The 18838-nt window shown below is 34.8% G+C and carries 20 protein-coding genes; 1 reads left to right on the forward strand and 19 read right to left on the reverse strand.

Features of this window, described 5'->3' with window-relative positions; all coding sequences use genetic code 11:
• Window positions 1-71: 71 nt before the first annotated feature.
• The 15 genes from ACNRYB_RS05040 to flxA all read right to left on the reverse strand — a co-directional run bounded on the left by ACNRYB_RS05040 (window position 72) and on the right by flxA (window position 13392).
• Window positions 72-521, reverse strand: a complete 450-nt coding sequence (locus ACNRYB_RS05040) for an acyl-CoA thioesterase (protein ID WP_111423009.1) — start codon at window positions 519-521, stop codon at window positions 72-74.
• A complete protein-coding gene (locus ACNRYB_RS05045; RefSeq protein WP_473729419.1) occupies window positions 496-1779 on the reverse strand; it encodes an ABC transporter permease in 1284 nt (427 codons plus the stop codon). Before ACNRYB_RS05045 ends, ACNRYB_RS05040 begins: the two co-directional genes overlap by 26 nt.
• A complete protein-coding gene (locus ACNRYB_RS05050) occupies window positions 1769-2467 on the reverse strand; it encodes an ABC transporter ATP-binding protein (RefSeq protein ID WP_473729420.1) in 699 nt (232 codons plus the stop codon). The genes ACNRYB_RS05045 and ACNRYB_RS05050 overlap by 11 nt, the downstream gene beginning before the upstream one ends.
• A 63-nt stretch (window positions 2468-2530) precedes the next feature.
• Window positions 2531-3529 carry a BtrH-related acyltransferase DarH gene (darH, locus tag ACNRYB_RS05055; RefSeq protein ID WP_263523795.1) on the reverse strand — a complete coding sequence of 333 codons (999 nt, stop codon included), beginning with the start codon at window positions 3527-3529 and terminating at the stop codon, window positions 2531-2533.
• A complete protein-coding gene (gene DarG / locus ACNRYB_RS05060) occupies window positions 3530-3934 on the reverse strand; it encodes a flexirubin biosynthesis protein DarG (RefSeq protein ID WP_008465900.1) in 405 nt (134 codons plus the stop codon).
• Between the two features lie 29 nt (window positions 3935-3963).
• Window positions 3964-4428, reverse strand: a complete 465-nt coding sequence (locus ACNRYB_RS05065; RefSeq protein ID WP_473729421.1) for a hotdog family protein — start codon at window positions 4426-4428, stop codon at window positions 3964-3966.
• 7 nt (window positions 4429-4435) lie between these two features.
• Window positions 4436-4867, reverse strand: a complete 432-nt coding sequence (locus tag ACNRYB_RS05070) for a hotdog family protein (RefSeq protein WP_343705142.1) — start codon at window positions 4865-4867, stop codon at window positions 4436-4438.
• A complete protein-coding gene (gene darB / locus ACNRYB_RS05075; RefSeq protein ID WP_263523799.1) occupies window positions 4867-6000 on the reverse strand; it encodes a dialkylresorcinol biosynthesis protein DarB in 1134 nt (377 codons plus the stop codon). The genes ACNRYB_RS05070 and darB overlap by 1 nt, the downstream gene beginning before the upstream one ends.
• Window positions 6001-6017: 17 nt before the next feature.
• Window positions 6018-6920: an NADPH-dependent FMN reductase family protein gene (locus tag ACNRYB_RS05080; RefSeq protein WP_473729422.1), complete on the reverse strand. Its 903-nt coding sequence runs from the start codon at window positions 6918-6920 to the stop codon at window positions 6018-6020.
• Between the two features lie 332 nt (window positions 6921-7252).
• Window positions 7253-8134, reverse strand: a complete 882-nt coding sequence (locus tag ACNRYB_RS05085) for an LpxL/LpxP family acyltransferase (protein ID WP_379795016.1) — start codon at window positions 8132-8134, stop codon at window positions 7253-7255.
• Complete coding sequence (locus tag ACNRYB_RS05090) at window positions 8135-8389, reverse strand: acyl carrier protein (protein WP_008465907.1); 255 nt, start codon at window positions 8387-8389, stop codon at window positions 8135-8137.
• Window positions 8382-9617 carry a beta-ketoacyl-[acyl-carrier-protein] synthase family protein gene (locus ACNRYB_RS05095; RefSeq protein WP_473729423.1) on the reverse strand — a complete coding sequence of 412 codons (1236 nt, stop codon included), beginning with the start codon at window positions 9615-9617 and terminating at the stop codon, window positions 8382-8384. Before ACNRYB_RS05095 ends, ACNRYB_RS05090 begins: the two co-directional genes overlap by 8 nt.
• A 168-nt stretch (window positions 9618-9785) precedes the next feature.
• Window positions 9786-10517: a flexirubin biosynthesis SDR family reductase FlxB gene (gene flxB / locus ACNRYB_RS05100; protein ID WP_008465909.1), complete on the reverse strand. Its 732-nt coding sequence runs from the start codon at window positions 10515-10517 to the stop codon at window positions 9786-9788.
• A gap of 102 nt (window positions 10518-10619) precedes the next feature.
• Window positions 10620-11831 carry a WG repeat-containing protein gene (locus ACNRYB_RS05105; protein WP_473729424.1) on the reverse strand — a complete coding sequence of 404 codons (1212 nt, stop codon included), beginning with the start codon at window positions 11829-11831 and terminating at the stop codon, window positions 10620-10622.
• A gap of 40 nt (window positions 11832-11871) precedes the next feature.
• Window positions 11872-13392: a flexirubin biosynthesis tyrosine ammonia-lyase FlxA gene (gene flxA / locus ACNRYB_RS05110; protein ID WP_473729425.1), complete on the reverse strand. Its 1521-nt coding sequence runs from the start codon at window positions 13390-13392 to the stop codon at window positions 11872-11874.
• Window positions 13393-13493: 101 nt separating this feature from the next.
• Here flxA and ACNRYB_RS05115 point away from each other — a divergent pair, with 101 nt between their 5' ends.
• Window positions 13494-14744, forward strand: coding sequence for an NAD(P)/FAD-dependent oxidoreductase (locus tag ACNRYB_RS05115; protein WP_129745863.1), 1251 nt, complete (start codon window positions 13494-13496; stop codon window positions 14742-14744).
• 203 nt (window positions 14745-14947) lie between these two features.
• Here the strand turns inward: ACNRYB_RS05115 and ACNRYB_RS05120 are convergent, their stop codons facing one another.
• The 4 genes from ACNRYB_RS05120 to ACNRYB_RS05135 form a co-directional block, all read right to left on the reverse strand.
• The gene (locus ACNRYB_RS05120; protein ID WP_473729426.1) at window positions 14948-15283 is read right to left on the reverse strand and encodes an L-rhamnose mutarotase; all 336 of its coding nucleotides are present in this window, start codon (window positions 15281-15283) and stop codon (window positions 14948-14950) included.
• A gap of 9 nt (window positions 15284-15292) precedes the next feature.
• Window positions 15293-16147, reverse strand: coding sequence for a fumarylacetoacetate hydrolase family protein (locus ACNRYB_RS05125; protein ID WP_473729427.1), 855 nt, complete (start codon window positions 16145-16147; stop codon window positions 15293-15295).
• Between the two features lie 101 nt (window positions 16148-16248).
• A complete protein-coding gene (locus ACNRYB_RS05130) occupies window positions 16249-17013 on the reverse strand; it encodes an SDR family NAD(P)-dependent oxidoreductase (RefSeq protein WP_473729428.1) in 765 nt (254 codons plus the stop codon).
• A 37-nt stretch (window positions 17014-17050) separates the two neighbouring features.
• On the reverse strand, window positions 17051-18706 hold the full coding sequence (locus ACNRYB_RS05135) for a UxaA family hydrolase (protein ID WP_473729429.1): 1656 nt from the start codon (window positions 18704-18706) through the stop codon (window positions 17051-17053).
• Between the last annotated feature and the right edge of the window lie 132 nt (window positions 18707-18838).

An 18838-nucleotide genomic window follows, 5' to 3' on the forward strand; every position in this document is an offset into this window, starting at 1 on the left:
ATTTTACAGATTTAAGCAGATTTGTATAGATTCTATTATTTTTAATTCGTGAAAATTTGTGTAATTCGTGGCTACTTCAATAATCCCACTTTTCGTTTCCATTCCTCATAAAAAGGCGGATTTGTCAGCATTAAATTTCCTGCTGCATCTAAAAAAACTTGAGTAGTTTCGCCTGTGCAGGCTACTTCTCCTTTGTCGTCAATAATTTTAAAACGGTAAATCATTTTTGCTGCTGGAGTGTCAACAACGGTTGTTTCAATTGTAACTACATCTCCGTAACGCAAAGACAATTTATGTTCGCAAGTCGATTTTACAATTGGCGTAGTATAACCCGTTTTGGCAATATCCAGATAAGTAAGTCCATGCTGACGTCCAAAAGCTTCTCGTCCATCTTCAAAATACGTGATGTAATTGCCGTGCCAAACAATTCCAAGCGGATCTGTTTCGTTAAAACGAATCCTGATTTCGTGTGAAACGGTTAGATCTGTAGCTTCTTTAAACTGCTCTTTTCTTTTTATCATAAAATAATGCGATGGAAGTGGTAATAATGAAAAACAAAAATAATAAACTTATTCTTGGTATGATTTCGACGAAAGAAACGTTACGCAATAAAACATCGTAAAAAGCTTCTAATCCCCAGTTCATTGGAGATGATTTTGCAATAAACTGCATGATTTTCGGCATAGCAAAAACAGGAACCCAAACACCGCCAATTGCCGCTAAAATAATCACACTTGTCGCGCCAAATGGAGCAGATTGTTCTTGTGTGCTGGCAACAGTTCCTAACAAGATTCCGAACCCGATTGCTGCAAAACCTGAAAATAATGCTACAATACTTGTCAATACAAAATGACCTTCGATATTTAAAGAAGGCAATCCGATGGATGGAAATAAGAATACGGCAACGGCAACCATCATGTAAAACTGAATCATACAAATGATGGAGTAGGTAATGGTTTTTCCAATAATAACAACCAGATTAGAAACAGGATTGGTTCTTAATCGAACAAAAGTCCCTTGTGATTTTTCTTTTACAATATTGATTGATAATGGAATCACAATAAAAAATATCGCAAAAAGTGTCCACGCTGGAACGTTGTGCTGAACGGAATTCGGTCGAACTTCTTTGTTGTTGATTCTCGGAATTATTTCTTTGAACGTAATAAAGTTCTTTTGTTCAAAATCGATTGTTTCTTCTCCGAGTTGTTTTTGAAAAGTAGAATAAATCGATTTGGTTTCAATCTGAGAAATCATTTTATCGATCGAACTCATAACCGCATTTTTAAAACTCATTTGAACGGCTGGATCAAAATATAGTTTTACTTCTTTTTCTTTAATGACACGCTGAGGTTTGTCAGCTGTTGTACTATCGGTCAATCCCAAATTGCTGACAATTTTCTCTACATTCTGATTCACTTTTTCCTGCAAATCAGAGCTTAGATTTTCTGGAATTACAATCGCCAATTGAAATTTTCCTTTGTACACATTTTCTTTGGCAATTTCTTCGGTAATCGGTTTATGGTCAATTTGTGTTACAATGATAAAGTTTTTGCTTTTTTCTAAGTTCTCAAAAACGGTTTTCGACACAGATCCTTTGTCTTTATCGACCAAAAGAATCTGAATTTTAGAATCGGTTACAGCTTTAAAAGTGCTGTCTTGAATTAAGGTTACGGCAATTACCAAAACCAAAGGCATGACAAATAAAATGATCAATCCGCCTAAATCTCTTTTTAGCAAAAGGAATTCTTTTACTACCGACATCCAAATTTTATATATCATCTCTCAACGCTTTACCGGTTAATGAAATAAAAACATCTTCGAGATTTCGAGCATCTTTTGTAGATTCAATTAATGCCAACGGAGTTGCTTGTGCGTAAATTTGTCCTTGGTCTAAAATTGCAATTTGCGAACAGAAATCTTCGGCTTCAGCCAAATGATGCGAAGTATAAATAATAGTCGTTCCGTTTTGGTTCAACACTTTCAAATAATCGATAATGGCAGTTTTAGAATGAACATCGACACCAACTGTTGGCTCATCCAAAAACAAAACTTTCGGATTATGTAGAATTCCTGCGATCAGATTTACACGGCGTTTCATTCCGCCTGAGAAAGTTTGAACTTGTTTGTCGGCAAATTTCAATAAACCCAAAAGATCCAAAGTTTCTATTACTTTATCTTTTAAATCAAAACCTTTTAGACCGTACATGCTTCCAAAATAGTGCAGATTTTCTCTGGCAGTCAAAGTTGGATACAAAGCATATTCTTGAGGAACAACGCCTATGATTTTTTTAATTTTTGAAGCATGATGCTGATAGTTTAAACCATCAATTGTAAAATGTCCAGAAGTTGGTTTTACCAATCCGCAGAGCATGGAAATCAAAGTAGTTTTTCCGGCACCGTTTGGGCCAAGCAAACCAAAAATCTGACCTTCATTTATATTTAGCGAAACATTGTTCAAAGAATACATTTCTGCATTTTTGTACTTTTTCGAAAGGGATTCTATTTGAATGATAGATTGCAAAATAGTATTTTAGCTGATCGCTTTTTTTAATTTTTTGAAAAAGATTTCTTCTCTATTGGCAATGTCCAAAAGTTCATCGGCAATAGTGTTATAAGCATCTTCTTTGGCACTTCTGTTTTTGTAAATTCTTGAAGCTTCAACAGCAAAATCACGCCATGAATCTCCAATTTTGGTCATTTCTTTAGAAAGTGTTTTTAATTCTTCGTTATTCAAAATAACGGAAGCTTCTTGTAAAAATGCCGCATAAATAAAACGGAAACCACCGCCTCCAGTACCAATTTCTTCTTGCATACGAACCATTTGCGCCAGATAATGATTGGCTTTTCTAACGCCATGTTTTGCAGGCCATTTTCGAATCTGGCGAGAAACCATTTTGATGCCGCGAACGCCAACAATTGGCATTGGCGCAAGCATATCTCGACACGTATTTTTGATTCCTTTTATGATGGCGCTTTTTAAATCAACTTCTTTTGGAATCTGAATCGGGTAATACATTTGTCCACGAGGCGCAAAAGCTCCTTTGGCAAAACGTACTTTATTCATGTCTTCGTAAGTTAAAGTCGTAACGGTTTCCATTACAGGATCGCTCACTAAATATTCGGTTTCGGTTTTTCCGTAAACGACTAAATTGTGTGCGTTGAAATGAAAACGATATTCGTCAGGAAAATAACTTAAATTGTAAACGCCAACCTGTAATCCGGTTGGGATATTATTTTTTAAATTTTCGTCTAATGCTTTATTGGCATTTGCTATAGAAGAAAATTTTTGTCTTTTTATTTTTAAATTTAAACGGGTTGCGACTTTATTGAAAATCTGTCCAGGCAAAGTTCTGTAACTGATTGCCGGTGCATGATTCACTTTTATAAAAGGCAGATATACAAAAAACAATCCAGAGCCAATACCAAAAACCATCGGTTCGCTAATGTTTAGTCCGCTGTTTTTTAGCAGATTTGACGCTACTCCATTCTCGCAATGAGCAGACTGATGATGTGTGAAAGTTAATTCCATTTATTTGGTAATGCTGTTTTTTAATTCTTCAATTGATACTCCAAAAGTATCAGCATATTTTTTCAGGATTTTATCGTTTAGTTTGGCAAAAACACTAGGTTTAAAATGTCTTTTTACACGCCATTTCCAAAACCCAACATAACTGGATAATATGTTAAGGTCCATTTTATTGGCTTCCATAAAATACACAATTGGACTTGCTTCACCATTCAAAACCTGTTGTTTGGCATCCGCAATTCGTTCGTTTATTTCATCTATAGAATTTGAAAGTGCTATTGTTTTAGGTTCCCAGCCCGTACTTAATGTTGTGGTATAATTACCATTTTCATCTGTTGCGTACAAAAGTTCTTTAACGTTGTTTTTCGTTAAGTTGCTTTGATCCTGAGGTACTTTATCTTTTTCCATTACCTAGTTATTATTTTCAAGTGGAATTGTTACGAAACCGAAATTGTTTTCTGAATAAACAAGTTAATCTCGCATTCTAAGAGTATCTGGTCTTCGACTGAACTTTTACAGTTCATCGTACATAAAGTGTAATCATCGCCAGTGAATTTCGAAACTAAATCTGCTTTGGTAATTATTGTATCGCCAACATTTGGCAGAGCATGAATTTTTACGTTTTTTAAAGCGCTGATAAATCCAATTACATTTATGTTTTCATTTTCTATTCCGTTGTCGTCAAAAAAGTATTTTTTTCCAACAATTGCCGAACAAGTCTGAGCGGTGTTTTCGATTAAACCTGCTTCAATAAAAACATTGTTTTGAACGAAAATATTGTCTTCTTCGACAAGAAAAACAGTTTCTACTGAACTTGAATCAATATTCAAAATCAAATCCACCATAAGCATTGGTGCTCGGTGCGGTAAATAATTTTGTATGTCAACAGCAGTAGCTTTCATTATAATTTTATTTTGCCAAAACAGTTTTCATTTGTCCTCTGGCAATTTCTTCATTGTTCAAAGTCGTCACAATATCCACCAAAGTAATTCCAGCAAATTCCTGTAGAATTGTTACTTGAGACTGAATATTGTCGCTTAGTTTTGGAAGTCTCTTGATTTCAATTTCTTTAATAGAACCAATATAACCCGTTGGAGCAATTTCGTTTCTCAAAAAATATTGATATCCTGTATGCAATGCTACAGATTGTGCCATGTGTTCTATTAATCCAGCTTCAAGAAAAGTATCGTTTGATACAAAAATATTATCGCGTTGAATTTCTAAACCAGAAACCAAAGAAGTTTCAGAATAAGAATGCATAGCGTCTACCATCACAAAAGGGAACTTTTGCGGCAGTAAATTTTCTACCATTTCTTTTTCTAGAAGTGCCATTGTTTCCATTAGCAAACTGTTAAATACGCATACGCGAAAGAGAATCTTCCGCTTTCTGGAACAGATAATAAAATTTTATCTCCTTTTTTCAAATTCCCTGAATTCAGTAATTCTTCAAGAGCTAGGTAAATAGAAGCAGAGCCAACATTTCCAACTCGAGAAAGATTCATGAACCATTTGTCATCGCTCATTCCGATACCTTTTTCTGTTAATCCTTTTTTCAATCCTTCAACAAAAAAGTTAGAAGAAACGTGAGGAATGAAATAAGTAATATCTTCCGATTTAATATTGTTTTTATCCATAGCGTCTTTCATGCTTTCAGCACCTTTTGACAGGATAAATTCATCTAATAATTTAACGTCTTGTTTTATAGAAAAAACAGATTCGTTTAGCCATTGTTCTGGAGAATAATCGCTCCAGCCTTTAATTTCTCCGTTTTCCAATTTATCACCTCCCGCATACATGCAAGTTTCCAATTCGTACGCATACGAAAAAGCTTCCATCCATTCGATTTTTAGAGAAATTGGTCCTCTTGGTTTATTTTCTAATAAAAAAGCTCCAGCACCATCAGACAACATCCAGCGAAGAAAATCTTTTTTGAACGCAATAATGGGCTGTTCTTCAAGGCTTTTTAAATTATCAGCCTCGTGATTGTATTTTTGAGCATTCAGCCAGGTTGAAACTTTTTCAGATCCTGTGCAGATTGCATTTTTTGAATTTCCAGATTTTATAGAAAGAAAGCCAAATTTAAGAGAGTTCATTCCGGCACAGCAAACTCCTGTTGAAGAGTTTAATTCCACGGATTTATTTTTTAAAAGACCGTGAACCATCGCAGCATGCGAAGGCAGAAAAATGTCGGGAGTTGAGGTCCCACATGAAAGTACTTCTACATCTTGAGGCGTAAAATTTTCGTCGAATAACGGTAAAATGGCATTTTTGGTTAATTCGGCATTGCTGTGAGTGCTTTTTCCTTCTTTATCAACAGCGTAATATCGGCTTGTAATTTTATTATTGCGCAAAATAATACGTCTTGCTTTAGAAGCAGTATCATTGATAAGGCCTAGATAGGCTTCCATTTCGTCATTTGAAACGGCTTCGTTTGGCAAATATTTTGCAGCTTTTGTAATATATACTTCAAACATAATTTAAATTTCGTCTTCTAAACTCCCTGATAATATTGAGTTTCCTTTTTTATAGTTTTTAACTTAAGCGGATAGGTAATAAGGTGCAATATATACACTATTGGTGAAATTAACCATATCGCAAGGAATAAATAAACATTAAATACTTTAAGCAGCTGTTTTCGTTTTTTTTGATTTTTATAAATGATGTTTGACCATTTATTGAAAATTTTATTGGCCGTTTTGTCAACAGTCACTAAATATGAACTTATTTTTACAGCGCCAGCTTTGACTAATTTTGGCTGTAATTGTGCTAAATTATTTTGTTGTAAAGAATCAAGCATAATTTCTCCAAACTGACTGGATTCTTGTATGTCTTTTTCTGAAACTCCCGGAAGCGGAAATATACCTAAATATTTTTTCTTAACTCCAGAAAACATCCATTCTACGATGGTAATAACGCTGATTAAATTTCCAACGCGATCAACCAAAGCTACATTTCCAACCAAATTGGCATTGGCTTTTCTAAGCAAAACTTTGATTTTTTCCTGAGCCATAATCCACATGTTTCTTGAACCGCTTATTGTGATTACAGGTGTATTGTTCAAAATTTTCTTGGCGTCATCACTTTTCAAAAATGAATTGATCGGAATTGAAGGAGATAAATACCAAACCTGATAATGAAATAATACCAAATCAAACTTTGTGTTTAGAATTTCTTCTGGAACAGGTTTTAATGCAGTCGGAATCTGTAAAAACGATTCTGGAAATGCATCAAAAAATGATTCTTTGTTCCAAGGAAATGGAAATGGTTTTTCTAATTGTATTTCGTGAAAAGTAAGATTTATTTCTTCTGAATTTAGAAATGGTTTTGCAATATTTCTTGCAATAGATTCCAATTGTCCAGATTGAGAATAATAAATTACGAGAACATTTTTCATTAGGTTTTTTGGCTTTGGTGGTCAGCAAAAGTAAGTAAATTTATTTAAACGAATTTTCTTATTTCGACCAACGTTTTTTTATTAGCCACGAATTCACGAATTATTCAAAATACAGCTGTTATGAATGATTTTGTTTAAATTTTTATTAGCCACGAGTTCACGAATTATTTTAAATACTGTAAAGATGATTTTGCTGAAATTATGGCTGTAGTAAATTTCACAAATTATGGTTTATGCAAAGGATATTGCGTTAAGAAAAAATTAGTGAAATTAGCGACAAAAGCATTCGCTCCAAATGATAGTATAATTCGTGAATTCGTGGCGGAAAAAATTTAAGACTTTATATCGTTCCAAAAATCAAAATAATTGAACCATTGTAAAGGATAACGATTCAAGATACTTTCAACGCTTTTTACATATTCTTTCAAAAGTGCTTTTTCGTCACGATGTTTTACTTCGGCTTCTCTTGCGTACAAATGATAATGAAGATTTGGCTCTTTCATTACATAAACAAAAACTACTGGAACTTTTAATCGTGAAGCAATTAAAAAAGGACCTGCAGGAAAATTGGCTTCTTTGCCAAGCAGGTTTTCAGAAAGTGATTTGGTTCCTTCAAAATAACGATCACCTGTAAAGCAGATTAATTCGTTATTGGCCAAAGCGGCATTGATCTCAAAAATATGAGACAAATCTTCTTTGATGATAATAAATTTTACGGTTGGTTTTTGAGAAACGCTTTCTAGATAATTCTTAATAGCAGAATGCTCTAAATCTGTTGTAACAAGATTGATTTGGAAATTAAGGTCAATATCACCTAAAAAGTGTTCAGCAATTTCAAAATTACCAACATGGGCACTGATTAAAACGCCGCCTTTTTTCTCGGCAAGTAGTTTTTTAAGCGTTTCTATTCCGTCAAATTCGTAGGTAAATTTGTTTCTCATTCCAGCAGAAATGGAAACTTTATCAATAATGGTTTGCCCAAAAGTGTAATAGCTTTTGAAAACCATTTTTTTAGATTTGAAATAGGAATACTGAAGTCTTTCTTTAAAGTAATAGAAAATGGCTTTATTGCTTTTTCTTAGAAATAAAAAATAATAAGAAGCAACAAAATAAAGTAAGACATAAGCAGCTTTTACACCCGCTTTTTGAATTAAAAAAACGAATATTTTATAACCTAATACAGTTCCTTTGGATTTACCATCCCATTGACTCATTTAAGCTGATTTGGCTTTGATTTTAGTTTCGATTAAGTCATAAAAACTTTGAAAATCAGAAATTCCAACAAAATCTGCTTCAACTAGTTTTACACCAAAGTTTGCCTCTATTGAAACGACTAAGTCAACATAATCCAGACTGTCTAACCCAAGTGTATCTTTTAAATTAGCATTTGGTTCAATGTCGTCATTATCAACTTCAAATTCATCAACTAAAAAACCATTAATTTTTGCTATAATCTCTTCTTTATTCATTGTTCAATTTAAACTTTTTAACCACCAACGCAGAGTTGGTTCCTCCGAAACCGAAAGAATTGGACAAAAATATGTCAAATTTTTTGTTTAACGTAGTTTTAACTAAATTTAATTTTGACGCATCTTCGTCTGGAGTTTCCAAATTGATGTTTGGCGCGATAAAATCATGCTGCATCATTAAGATAGAATAAATGATTTCGCTGGCTCCTGCCATCCAGCATTCGTGGCCAGTCATTGATTTTGTAGAGCTTACCGGAGGATTTTTTTCTCCAAAAACCTCAAAAATGGCTTTTGCTTCGTTTGCATCTCCAACAGGAGTTGAGGTTGCATGAGCATTTATATATTCAATATCTGAAGCTTCTAATTTTGCATCGTCAAGCGCACGTTTCATTGCTGTTGCAGGTCCTTCAACGTTTGGCGTTGAGATATGTCCTCCGTTTGAAGAAAATCCGTAACCGCCAATTTCTGCAATGATATTGGCACCGCGCGCAATGGCAGATTCATAGCTTTCTAAAATTAAAGTTGCGCCACCGCCACTCGGAATTAATCCATCGCGACCAATGTCAAAAGGCCTTGAGGCTTTTGTAGGATCGCCTTCTCTGTTAGAAAAAACGCCTAATCCATCAAAACTGCTCATGGCATATTTGTTGATTTCTTGAGCTCCGCCAGTAATTACAATGTCTTGAAAACCGCTTTTAATTAAAAAATAAGCCAAACCAATTGAGTGGGAACCGCTTGCACAAGCAGCACTAACGGTAAGATTGATTCCGCGAAGTTTAAAAATCGTAGAAAGATTCATCGTAACCGTAGAATTCATTGATTTAAAAATGGCACCAGAACCAATAAGGGCAGTGTCTTTTTTCTCGCGTACAATATCTGTTGCGTCAATGATGGCTTTAGAAACAGAGTCGTTTCCGTACATAATACCTACTTCGCGTTCGTCAAAAAAGGCATCATCGATGTTAGCGTTTTTAAGCGCTTCTATAGTGGCCATATAAGCATACTCGGTTTCTTCACCGATGCTCATACGTTGTCTTCGCGTCAATAAATTTTTAAGATCGGCTTTCGGAACCATTCCTGTTAAGGCCGACTGGAAACCAAATTCTTTACGTTCAGAATCAAACTGAATACCAGATTTTCCTTCGTATAACGAATCTTTTACTTCGTCCAAAGAAGTTCCGATACAAGAATAAATTCCCATTCCAGTAATTACAACTCGTCTATTCATCGTCTTTCAAAAGTAATTTTTTATCCTTAAAGTGTAATTTTTTTAATCTTGCCGCAAAGGCACAAAGGCACTAAGTTTTTTTAAAGTCTTTTTGCTTAAACTTTGCGACTTTGCGAGCAATTTTCTATGTTTAAAAATCTTAAAATAATCTCGCAAACATAGTATTCTTTAAGAATATATTCCGCCGTTAATATTGATAATTTCTCCTGTAATATAGCTTGCTTTTTTAGAAATCAAAAAGCTTACCAAATCTGCTACTTCTTCTGCTTCACCAAAACGATTAACCGGAATTAGCTTTAATAATTCTTTTTCGTCCAGCTGACTTGTCATATCGGTTCTGATAAAACCTGGAGCGACAGCATTTACAGTAATATTTCTTTTGGCAACTTCTTGAGCCAAAGCTTTAGTCGCTGCTACAATGGCACCTTTTGCAGCCGAATAATTGGCTTGTCCTGCAGTTCCTTTTACTCCAGAAACAGAAACCATATTTACAATTCGGCCGTATTTATTGCGTAACATTTTTTGAATAAAAAACTGTGTAACATTAAAGAAACCATTTACGCTTGTATTCATAACGCCGTTCCAGTCTTCTGGTGTCATCCACATAAAAAGACCATCTTTAGTGATTCCGGCATTGTTAACAATTGCCTCAACTAATTTTTCAGGATTTGCTTCCTGCCAAGCAGTTAAAACATTTTGTACTTCTTCGAAATTAGAAACATCAAAACCTAAGATTTCTCCTGTTGCGCCTAATTTTTGTACTTCTTGCAATGTTTCTTCGGCAGCCGTTTTATTTGAATGATAGTTAATCAGAATATGATAATCGGATTCTACGGCTAGTTTTTTACAAATCGCACTTCCAATTCCTCTCGAACCGCCTGTTACTAATACACACTTCATTTATAATGTAGATTTTATTTTTATTCGTCATAAATGAAATCGTATTCTAAAAAAGACGATTTCATCTATGCAAATGTTATAATTTATTTCGGAGAATAAATACTATTTCTTTTTCTTTGGGGCTGGTTTTTTCGTTGCAGGTTTAATTTCCTCTTTTGGTTTTTCGGCTGGAGCTGCAGCTGGCTGAGGTTTTTCTGCACTTTTAGAAAACAGTTCAGCATTTTCAAACCATTGGTTAGCCAAGACTGTTCCGTCAGGTTTAAGAAACCCCCATTTTCCTTCGTTTTTTACTCGGGCAACACCACCAATAAATCCTTTATCTTGTTGCGTAAACATCGCGATAATAGCATTTGTAGTGATACCGTATTGAGTTGGAATTACCAGTTTTCCAGATTCATTGATGAATCCCCAGTTGCTTTCTTTTACAGGAGCAAGTCCGTTTGTGCTAAAAACTTCGGCATCGTTGTACGTTGGTTCAATCACAAATTTTCCTTCTGGATTGATGAATCCCCATTTTTTTCCAACCAAAACTGGAGCTAAGTTTTTTGAGAAAGCTTTTCCTTTATCATAAATAGGAAGAATTGCCCAATTTCCTTTTAAATCGATGTAACCGATTTTTCCGTTCTTTTTAGCGAAAGTCAAATCTTGAGTTTCAAAATCCCAGATTTTTTCAGCTCCGTCAACTGGAACAAATTTCCCGCTACTTACTAATCCGAAAGTTTTGTCTTTTCTTGCCCAAGTTGTTCCTTTAAAATAATTTCCAACTTCGGCATAAACTGGTTCAACCAATTCTTTTCCGTTAGTATCAATAATTCCCCAGTTTTTGTTTAATTCAACTCTGGCATAACCATTTTCAAAAGGTTTGATCTGATCGTATTTTGGTTCTAAAACAACACCCATTTTGTTGTTGATTAAACCCACTTTATTGTTTTGTCTGATGAACGCAACGCCGTCATTAAAATCAAATACTTTATCAGAAGCTGGTGCTTTTTGGATTTCTCCTTTTGTATTAATATAAACCCAATCTTTGTCTTTTTGTACAACTGCGATTCCGCTGTTAAAATCTTTAGCATCTTTAAAATCTGCTGGAATTACCCAAGCTCCTTTTGCATCGATAAATCCCCATTTTCCGCCGTTTTCTACGGCAGCTAAACCTTCAGAAAAACTTCTGGCAGATTTGTACTGAGGTTCGATTTTAAAAGATCCATCTTTAGACAGATATCCAATTTTAGAATTTTTTTTAACTAATGCTAATTCTTGGCTATTAACAAATTGAATGCAACCAAGCAATAAAAAAACAAATGACTTTTTCATGATTTTAAGATTCAATATTAATACTGTAAAATAAAGATTTTTAACTGTTGATTAAATAATCTTTTACTTTTTGAACAAAAGGATACATTACTTGATCTTCCTTAAATTCTGGAATTATATTTCTGATATCGTCATACCATTTTTTAGTCGTTGACGAAATTTGATCTTTCTGTTTCAAATAATCAATTGCCTGAACAATTGTGATTAATTCGATCGCTAAAACTTCAAATGAGTTTTCAATCACTTTTGATGTAATAACCGCAGCATTTGTTCCCATGCTTACAATGTCTTGATTGTCATTGTTGTTCGGAATACTGTGCACGTACATCGGGTTTGATAACATTTGATTTTCGGCAGTTGTTGAAGTTGCGACGAACTGAACGCCTTGCATTCCGAAATTAAATCCTAATGTTCCTAAGTTTACGAATGGAGGAAGAATTTCGTTGATTTTTGAATTCAATAAATAATTCAATTGGCGTTCTGCTAGCATCGTTAATTTTGTAATAACGATTTTCAGTTTATCCATTTCTAGCGAAATATAATCTCCGTGGAAATTTCCGCCGTGGTAAACGTGTTTGTTTTTAACGTCAATAATTGGATTGTCGTTTGCCGAGTTAAATTCGTCTTCCAGAATAGATGCAACATTATTGATGGTTTCTAAAACCGGTCCTAAAATTTGAGGAACACAACGTAATGAATAATATTCTTGAACTTTTTCTTTGAAGATTTCTTCTGTGTTTTCGCCAGAATATAAATGATCTTCTCTTTTACGGATCAACGTACTGTCCGAAAGATTTTGTCTCATTCTTTCCGCAACTTCCTGCTGACCTTTATGACGTTTGGTTTGGTTTAATTCTTCAGAGAAATGATCATCATAAGCTTGCACCAATTCGTTAATTGCGCAAGAAGCTTTTAATGACCAGTCTAGTAATTTTTTAGCATAATGAACATTTACAACTCCAATTCCTGTCATTACAGAAGTTCCGTTGATTAGCGCTAAACCTTCTCTAATTTCTACTTGAATTGGTTTTAAACCTTCAATTTCAAAAACTTCTGCAGTTGCACGTCTTTCACCTTTATAAAAAACTTCTCCTTCGCCAATTAAAACTAAAGCTAAGTGTGATAATTGCACTAAATCTCCGCTGGCTCCCACACCGCCGTGTTCGAAAATTAAAGGTGTAATATCTCGATTGATTAATTCTGCCATTAAATGAATAACAGAAGAGTGAACTCCTGAATTTCCTAAAGAAAGTGTATTTAATCTTGCAAGAATTGCTGCTTTTGCGCACTCAGCGTTCAAAGGTTTTCCTGTTCCAGAAGAGTGGCTTCTGATTAAATTGTATTGTAATTGAATTTGATCTGACTCCTTAATTCTATATTGAGCCATTGGACCAAATCCTGTATTTACTCCGTAGATTACTTTATTTCCTGAGAATTCTTTTAAGAAATTAAAACTTTCGTTTACTCGATTTAAAACCACATCGCTTATGGCAACTTTGTTTTTTCCAAAGATTATGGCTTCAAATTCTGCTAAACTTAGATATTCATTTATTGTATTCATCAAATCGTTTTTGGTTGCGCTAATTTAATTTTATTTATCAAAATAAATGTAGTTATTTTGATGATGGCAAATGTAGGTTAATTAATGATAATAATTCTAATATGACAAAGGAGTTTGTTGATGTTTTAGTGATTGGCGCAGGACCGTCCGGATGTGTTTCGGCATCGTATCTTTTTAAGAACAACGTAAAGGTTAAAGTTGTAGAAAAAACAAAGTTTCCGAGACTTGTTGTAGGCGAAAGCCTTATTCCTCGTGTAATGGATCATTTTGCTGAAGCAGAATTGTTTGACGCTCTTGACGCGATGAACTTCGAAAAGAAATTAGGAGCTCGTTTTATCAGAGGAGAAGAAATCTGCAATTTTGATTTCAGCGTAAAATTTGGCGAAGGATGGGATTGGACTTGGCAGGTTCCAAGAGCTGATTTTGACAATACAATGGCTCAAGAAATTATAAGAAAAGGAATTGACTTAGAATTTGAAACTGAAGTTTTGGAAGTTTCTTTTGAAGGTAAAAATTCAAAAACTATCGTAAAAGATAAAGACGGAAACCTAAAAGAAATTCACGCAAAATTTATCATTGACTCCAGCGGATACGGACGTGTTTTGCCAAGACTTTTAGATCTGGATACGCCATCAAAACTAGATCCGCATTCTTCGATTTTTACTCATGTTAAAGATATTAATAGAGAAGAAGGGGTAGAGGGAACTCAAATTTCGTTTGATATTTTAGAAACTGAAGTTTGGCTTTGGGTAATTCCGTTTTCTAACGGAAATACAAGTTTAGGAGTTGTGGGTCCGACAGATTTTATCAATTCGCTTTCTGAAAATAAAGATAATGCCGAGGCTCTGCGAAATGCCATTCAGAAATCGGATTATTATATTAAAAGATTTGCTGGAACAGAATTTTTATTTGAGCCAGTTAAATTGGAAAACTACTCAAGAGCAGTAAAAAGAATGTATGGCGATGGTTTTGCTTTAACAGGAAACAGTTCTGAATTTTTAGACCCAGTTTTCTCTTCGGGTGTAGCTTTTGCTACCGAATCTGGAATGTTGGCAGCAAAATTATATTTGAAAGAATCACAAGGAATTCCGGTAGATTGGGAAGTGGAATTTACGCAATACATGAAACGCGGAATTGCCGTTTTCACAACTTATGTTCAAGAATGGTATACAGGAAATCTTCAGACGCTGTTTTTCCATCAGCCAGAAAATCCTGAAGTAAAAGAAAAAATATGTGCGGTTTTAGCAGGTTATGTTTGGAATGAAGAAAATTCGTTTGTCAAAAAACATGATCACGTAATTGCGAATATGGCGTATTTATTAAATATGCAAAAAGAACAAAGCCCTGAATAATCAGGGCTTTTTTTTTATCATTCCGTAGGAATGTCTCGTCGGTAGAACGAGAAATTTGAATTGGGATAATACGTTCCGTAGGAACGTTTGATTAATTGATTGGGAATATTATTTCCGTAAATCAGATGTCCCTACAGAACATAACACAAAACGACAATATTTTTTTTCTACCGACCAGATATTCCTAACGGAATATTCATGGATTACAATCCGAAAATTTTCTCCATTAAAATCCATTTTTGTCCCGGTTTTGCCCAAGGCAAAGCTTGCTGGAATTTCCACATTAAAGTTTCCCATTCCTGAACTTTTTCGTTTGCTGCGTCGGCTTGATCTTTCTTTTCGAAAGTAAAATCGGCATCTGCTTCGATGATCATGAATAGTCGGTTTCCGGTGCAATAAATATCCAGCACTTCAATTCCAGAATCTTGAATGCTTTTTTTGATTTCTGGCCATATATTTTCATGCAGTTCTTTGTATTCTGCAATTAAATCTGCATCATCTTTTAAGTCTAAAGCCAGACAGAATTTTTGAGTTGCCATAATCTAAATTTATCCTTGGTAAGCTACAGCAGTTTGCTTGCTTGTACCTAAACCTTCAATTCCTAATTCGATTACGTCGCCTGCTTTAATGTAAATTGGGTCTGGTTTAATTCCTAATCCAACTCCCGGAGGTGTTCCTGTACTGATTACATCACCAGGAAGCAAAGTCATAAACTGGCTTAAATAATGAACTAAAAATGGAATTTTGAAAATCAAATTTGAAGTATTACTGTTTTGGAAAGTTTTTCCGTTTACAGTTAACCACATTTTTAGATTGTTTACATCACCAATTTCGTCTGGAGTTGCCATAATTGGCCCAAGAGGAGCGAAGGTGTCAGAACCTTTTCCTTTTGCCCATTGTCCGCCTCTTTCGATTTGGAATGCTCTTTCGCTATAATCATTCAAAAGACAATATCCTGCAATGTAATTTGGCGCATCTTCTTCAGAAACGTAGCTTGCTTTTTTGCCCACGACAAATGCTAGTTCAACCTCCCAGTCTGTTTTTTCGCTGTTTTTTGGGATAATCAAATTATCATTTGGACCGCATAAAGAAGTCGTTGATTTAAAGAAAATGATTGGTTCTTCTGGAATTGCAGCACCTGTTTCTTCGCAGTGATCCACATAATTTAATCCGATGCAGATAATTTTTGATGGACGCGCAACCGGCGAACCTAAACGCACTGAATCGCTTACTTCTGGTAAAGAAGGATTGTTTTTTAAAGCTTCCTCTAATTTTGCTAAACCGTCATTTTCAAAAAAAGATTCGTTGTAATCTGTTACAATAGACGAAACATCGTATCTTTTTTCATTTAGTAAAACTCCTGGTTTTTCCTTTCCTTCTTCTCCGAATCTAATAAGTTTCATATTTTAATTTTTAGTTTTTTTGCCACGAATTACACGAATTTTCTCGAATTAAAATTTGTGGAAATTTGTGTAATTCGTGGCTATAATTTTGTTTAAATATTTTAGTTGTTTAATTTGATAAATCCTCCATCAATTGGGTAGTCTGAACCTGTGATGAAAGATGACTCATCACTGCATAAGAATAAGGCTAAAGTTGCGATTTCTTCTGGTTTTCCCATACGGCCGATTGGCTGTGATTGTGATAGTTTTTCGAAAATTTCTTCTTCTTTTCCAGGATAATTTTTAGCAATAAATCCGTCTACAAAAGGCGTGTGAACTCTCGCAGGAGAAATAGAATTACATCTAATTTTATCGTGTAAATAATCTTTTGCAACCGATAAAGTCATTGCCATAACTGCTCCTTTTGCCGTAGAATAAGCAAAACGATCTGGAATTCCAACCCAGCAAGCGATTGAAGCTAAGTTCAAAATAACACCTCCGCCAGAATTTCTTAATGCAGGAATCGAAGCGTGAAGACAATTGTAAACCCCTTTTACGTTTACATTCATGATACGGTCAAAATCAGATTCAGAAGTCGTGTCTACTTTTCCAACGTGAGCAATTCCAGCATTGTTTACTAGAATATTAATATTTCCAATTTTATCGAAAGTCGTTTTAACTTGTTCGTGATTTGAAACATCGCAAGCGTGAGCAAAAACAGTTCCTCCAGCAGATTTAATTTCTTCAACCGTTTCTTTTGCGCTTTCTTCTGTTAATTCTAAAACGTGAACTTCTGCACCTTGTTTAGCAAATAAAACCGAAATCGCTCTTCCGATTCCGCTTCCACCGCCCGTTATAATTGCTTTTTTATTTTGTAATGAAAACATTTGATATAAATTTTTATGAGTTGTTTTTAATAGTTTTTTACAAAGATACGCCGCGTTTCCACGGAATAAAATCGTCTTGGTTTAATTGAACCGCTTTCGGAATAATTTCGCCGCTTGCCGCTTTGATGCAATATTCTAAAATTTCTTCGCCCATTTCTTCAATAGACTTTTCACCGCTGATGATTGGTCCGCAGTCAATATCGATAATATCTTTCATTCTAGTTGCCAAAACTGAGTTTGTTGCCACTTTAATTACAGGACAAACTGGGTTTCCTGTTGGAGTTCCTAATCCCGTTGTAAACAAAATTAAAGTTGCTCCAGAAGCCGCTTTTCCAGTTGTCGCTTCTACGTCATTTCCTGGCGTACAAACCAAACTTAATCCTGGTTTTGTAACCAATTCGGTATAATCTAAAACATCAACAACAGGTGAAGTTCCTCCTTTTTTGGCTGCTCCAGCACTTTTGATAGCATCTGTAATTAAACCGTCTTTGATATTTCCCGGTGACGGATTCATATGGAAACCAGAACCCACTTTATGCGCCAGTTCATCGTAAGATTCCATTAAATCGATGAATTTTTTAGCGTTATCTTCCGTAATACATCTGTCGATTAAATTCTGTTCAGCGCCACATAATTCTGGGAATTCAGCCAAAAGAATTTTTCCGCCTAAAGCCACCACTAAATCAGAAGTGTAACCCACAGCAGGATTTGCAGAAACACCACTGAAACCGTCGCTTCCGCCACATTTTACCCCAATGCATAAATCGCTTAAAGGCGCATCGGTTCTTTCATATTTGTTGATTTCGATTAAACCTTCAAAAGTTTTCTTGATGGCGTTTGTAATTAGAACTTCTTCGCTTTCTGTTTGCTGCTGTTCAAAAATAAACAACGGTTTATCGAAACCTGGGTTTTGTCTTTTTACATCGTTTACAAAATCCTGAACTTGTAAATGCTGGCATCCTAAACTCAAAAGTGTGATTCCGCCAACGTTTGGATGATTCGCGTAAGAAGCCAATAAAGCGCTCAAAGTAGAAGCATCTTGACGAGTTCCGCCGCAACCGCCTTGGTGATTTAAGAATTTAATTCCGTCTACATTTTCAAAAACACGTTTGTTTTTTGGTGTCGGATTTAATTCAATATTAATATCGTTTATGTCATTTCCGTTCAAATAACCTTCCAATAATTCGTGTGTAAATTGATTGTATTTATCGGTCACAGCATAACCCAATTGCTTGTGTAAGGCTTCTTTGATTACGTCTAAATTTCTGTTTTCACAAAAAACAGTCGGGATAAAAAGCCAGTAATTTGCTGTTCCAACGCGTCCGTCTTTTCTTTTATATCCTTTAAAAGTTCTGTTTTCAAATTTAGAAACATCAGGTGCATTCCATTCGTAAGAAGCATTTCTGTACGCGTATGGATCTGCAGCATGTTTTAGGTTTTCGGTCGTCATTAAACTTCCTTTAGCCACATCATTTTGCACTTTTCCAACCAAAACGCCGTACATATTTACTTCTTCTCCCTGCTTCATATCTTGCATGTAGAATTTATGTTTGGCTTTGATGAGGTCTTGTAAAACGTAAATTTCGTTTTCAAAATGAATGGTTTCGCCTTTTTGAAGATCGGTTAAGGCAACCAATACATTATCGTCTGGATGCAGTTTTACAACCAGTTTTTTTGTGTTATTCTCAGACATTTTGTTGTTTGTTTTTTTTTCTTTTTTGATGTCACTGCTTTTGTTTTATAACATTTTAATCTTCTGATTTTGTATAGAATTCGGGCAGTTAACGAAAAATAAAATTAGCTTTTTTAGATATTCATCAATAGT

This window comes from Flavobacterium sp. CR10, from assembly GCF_055814415.1.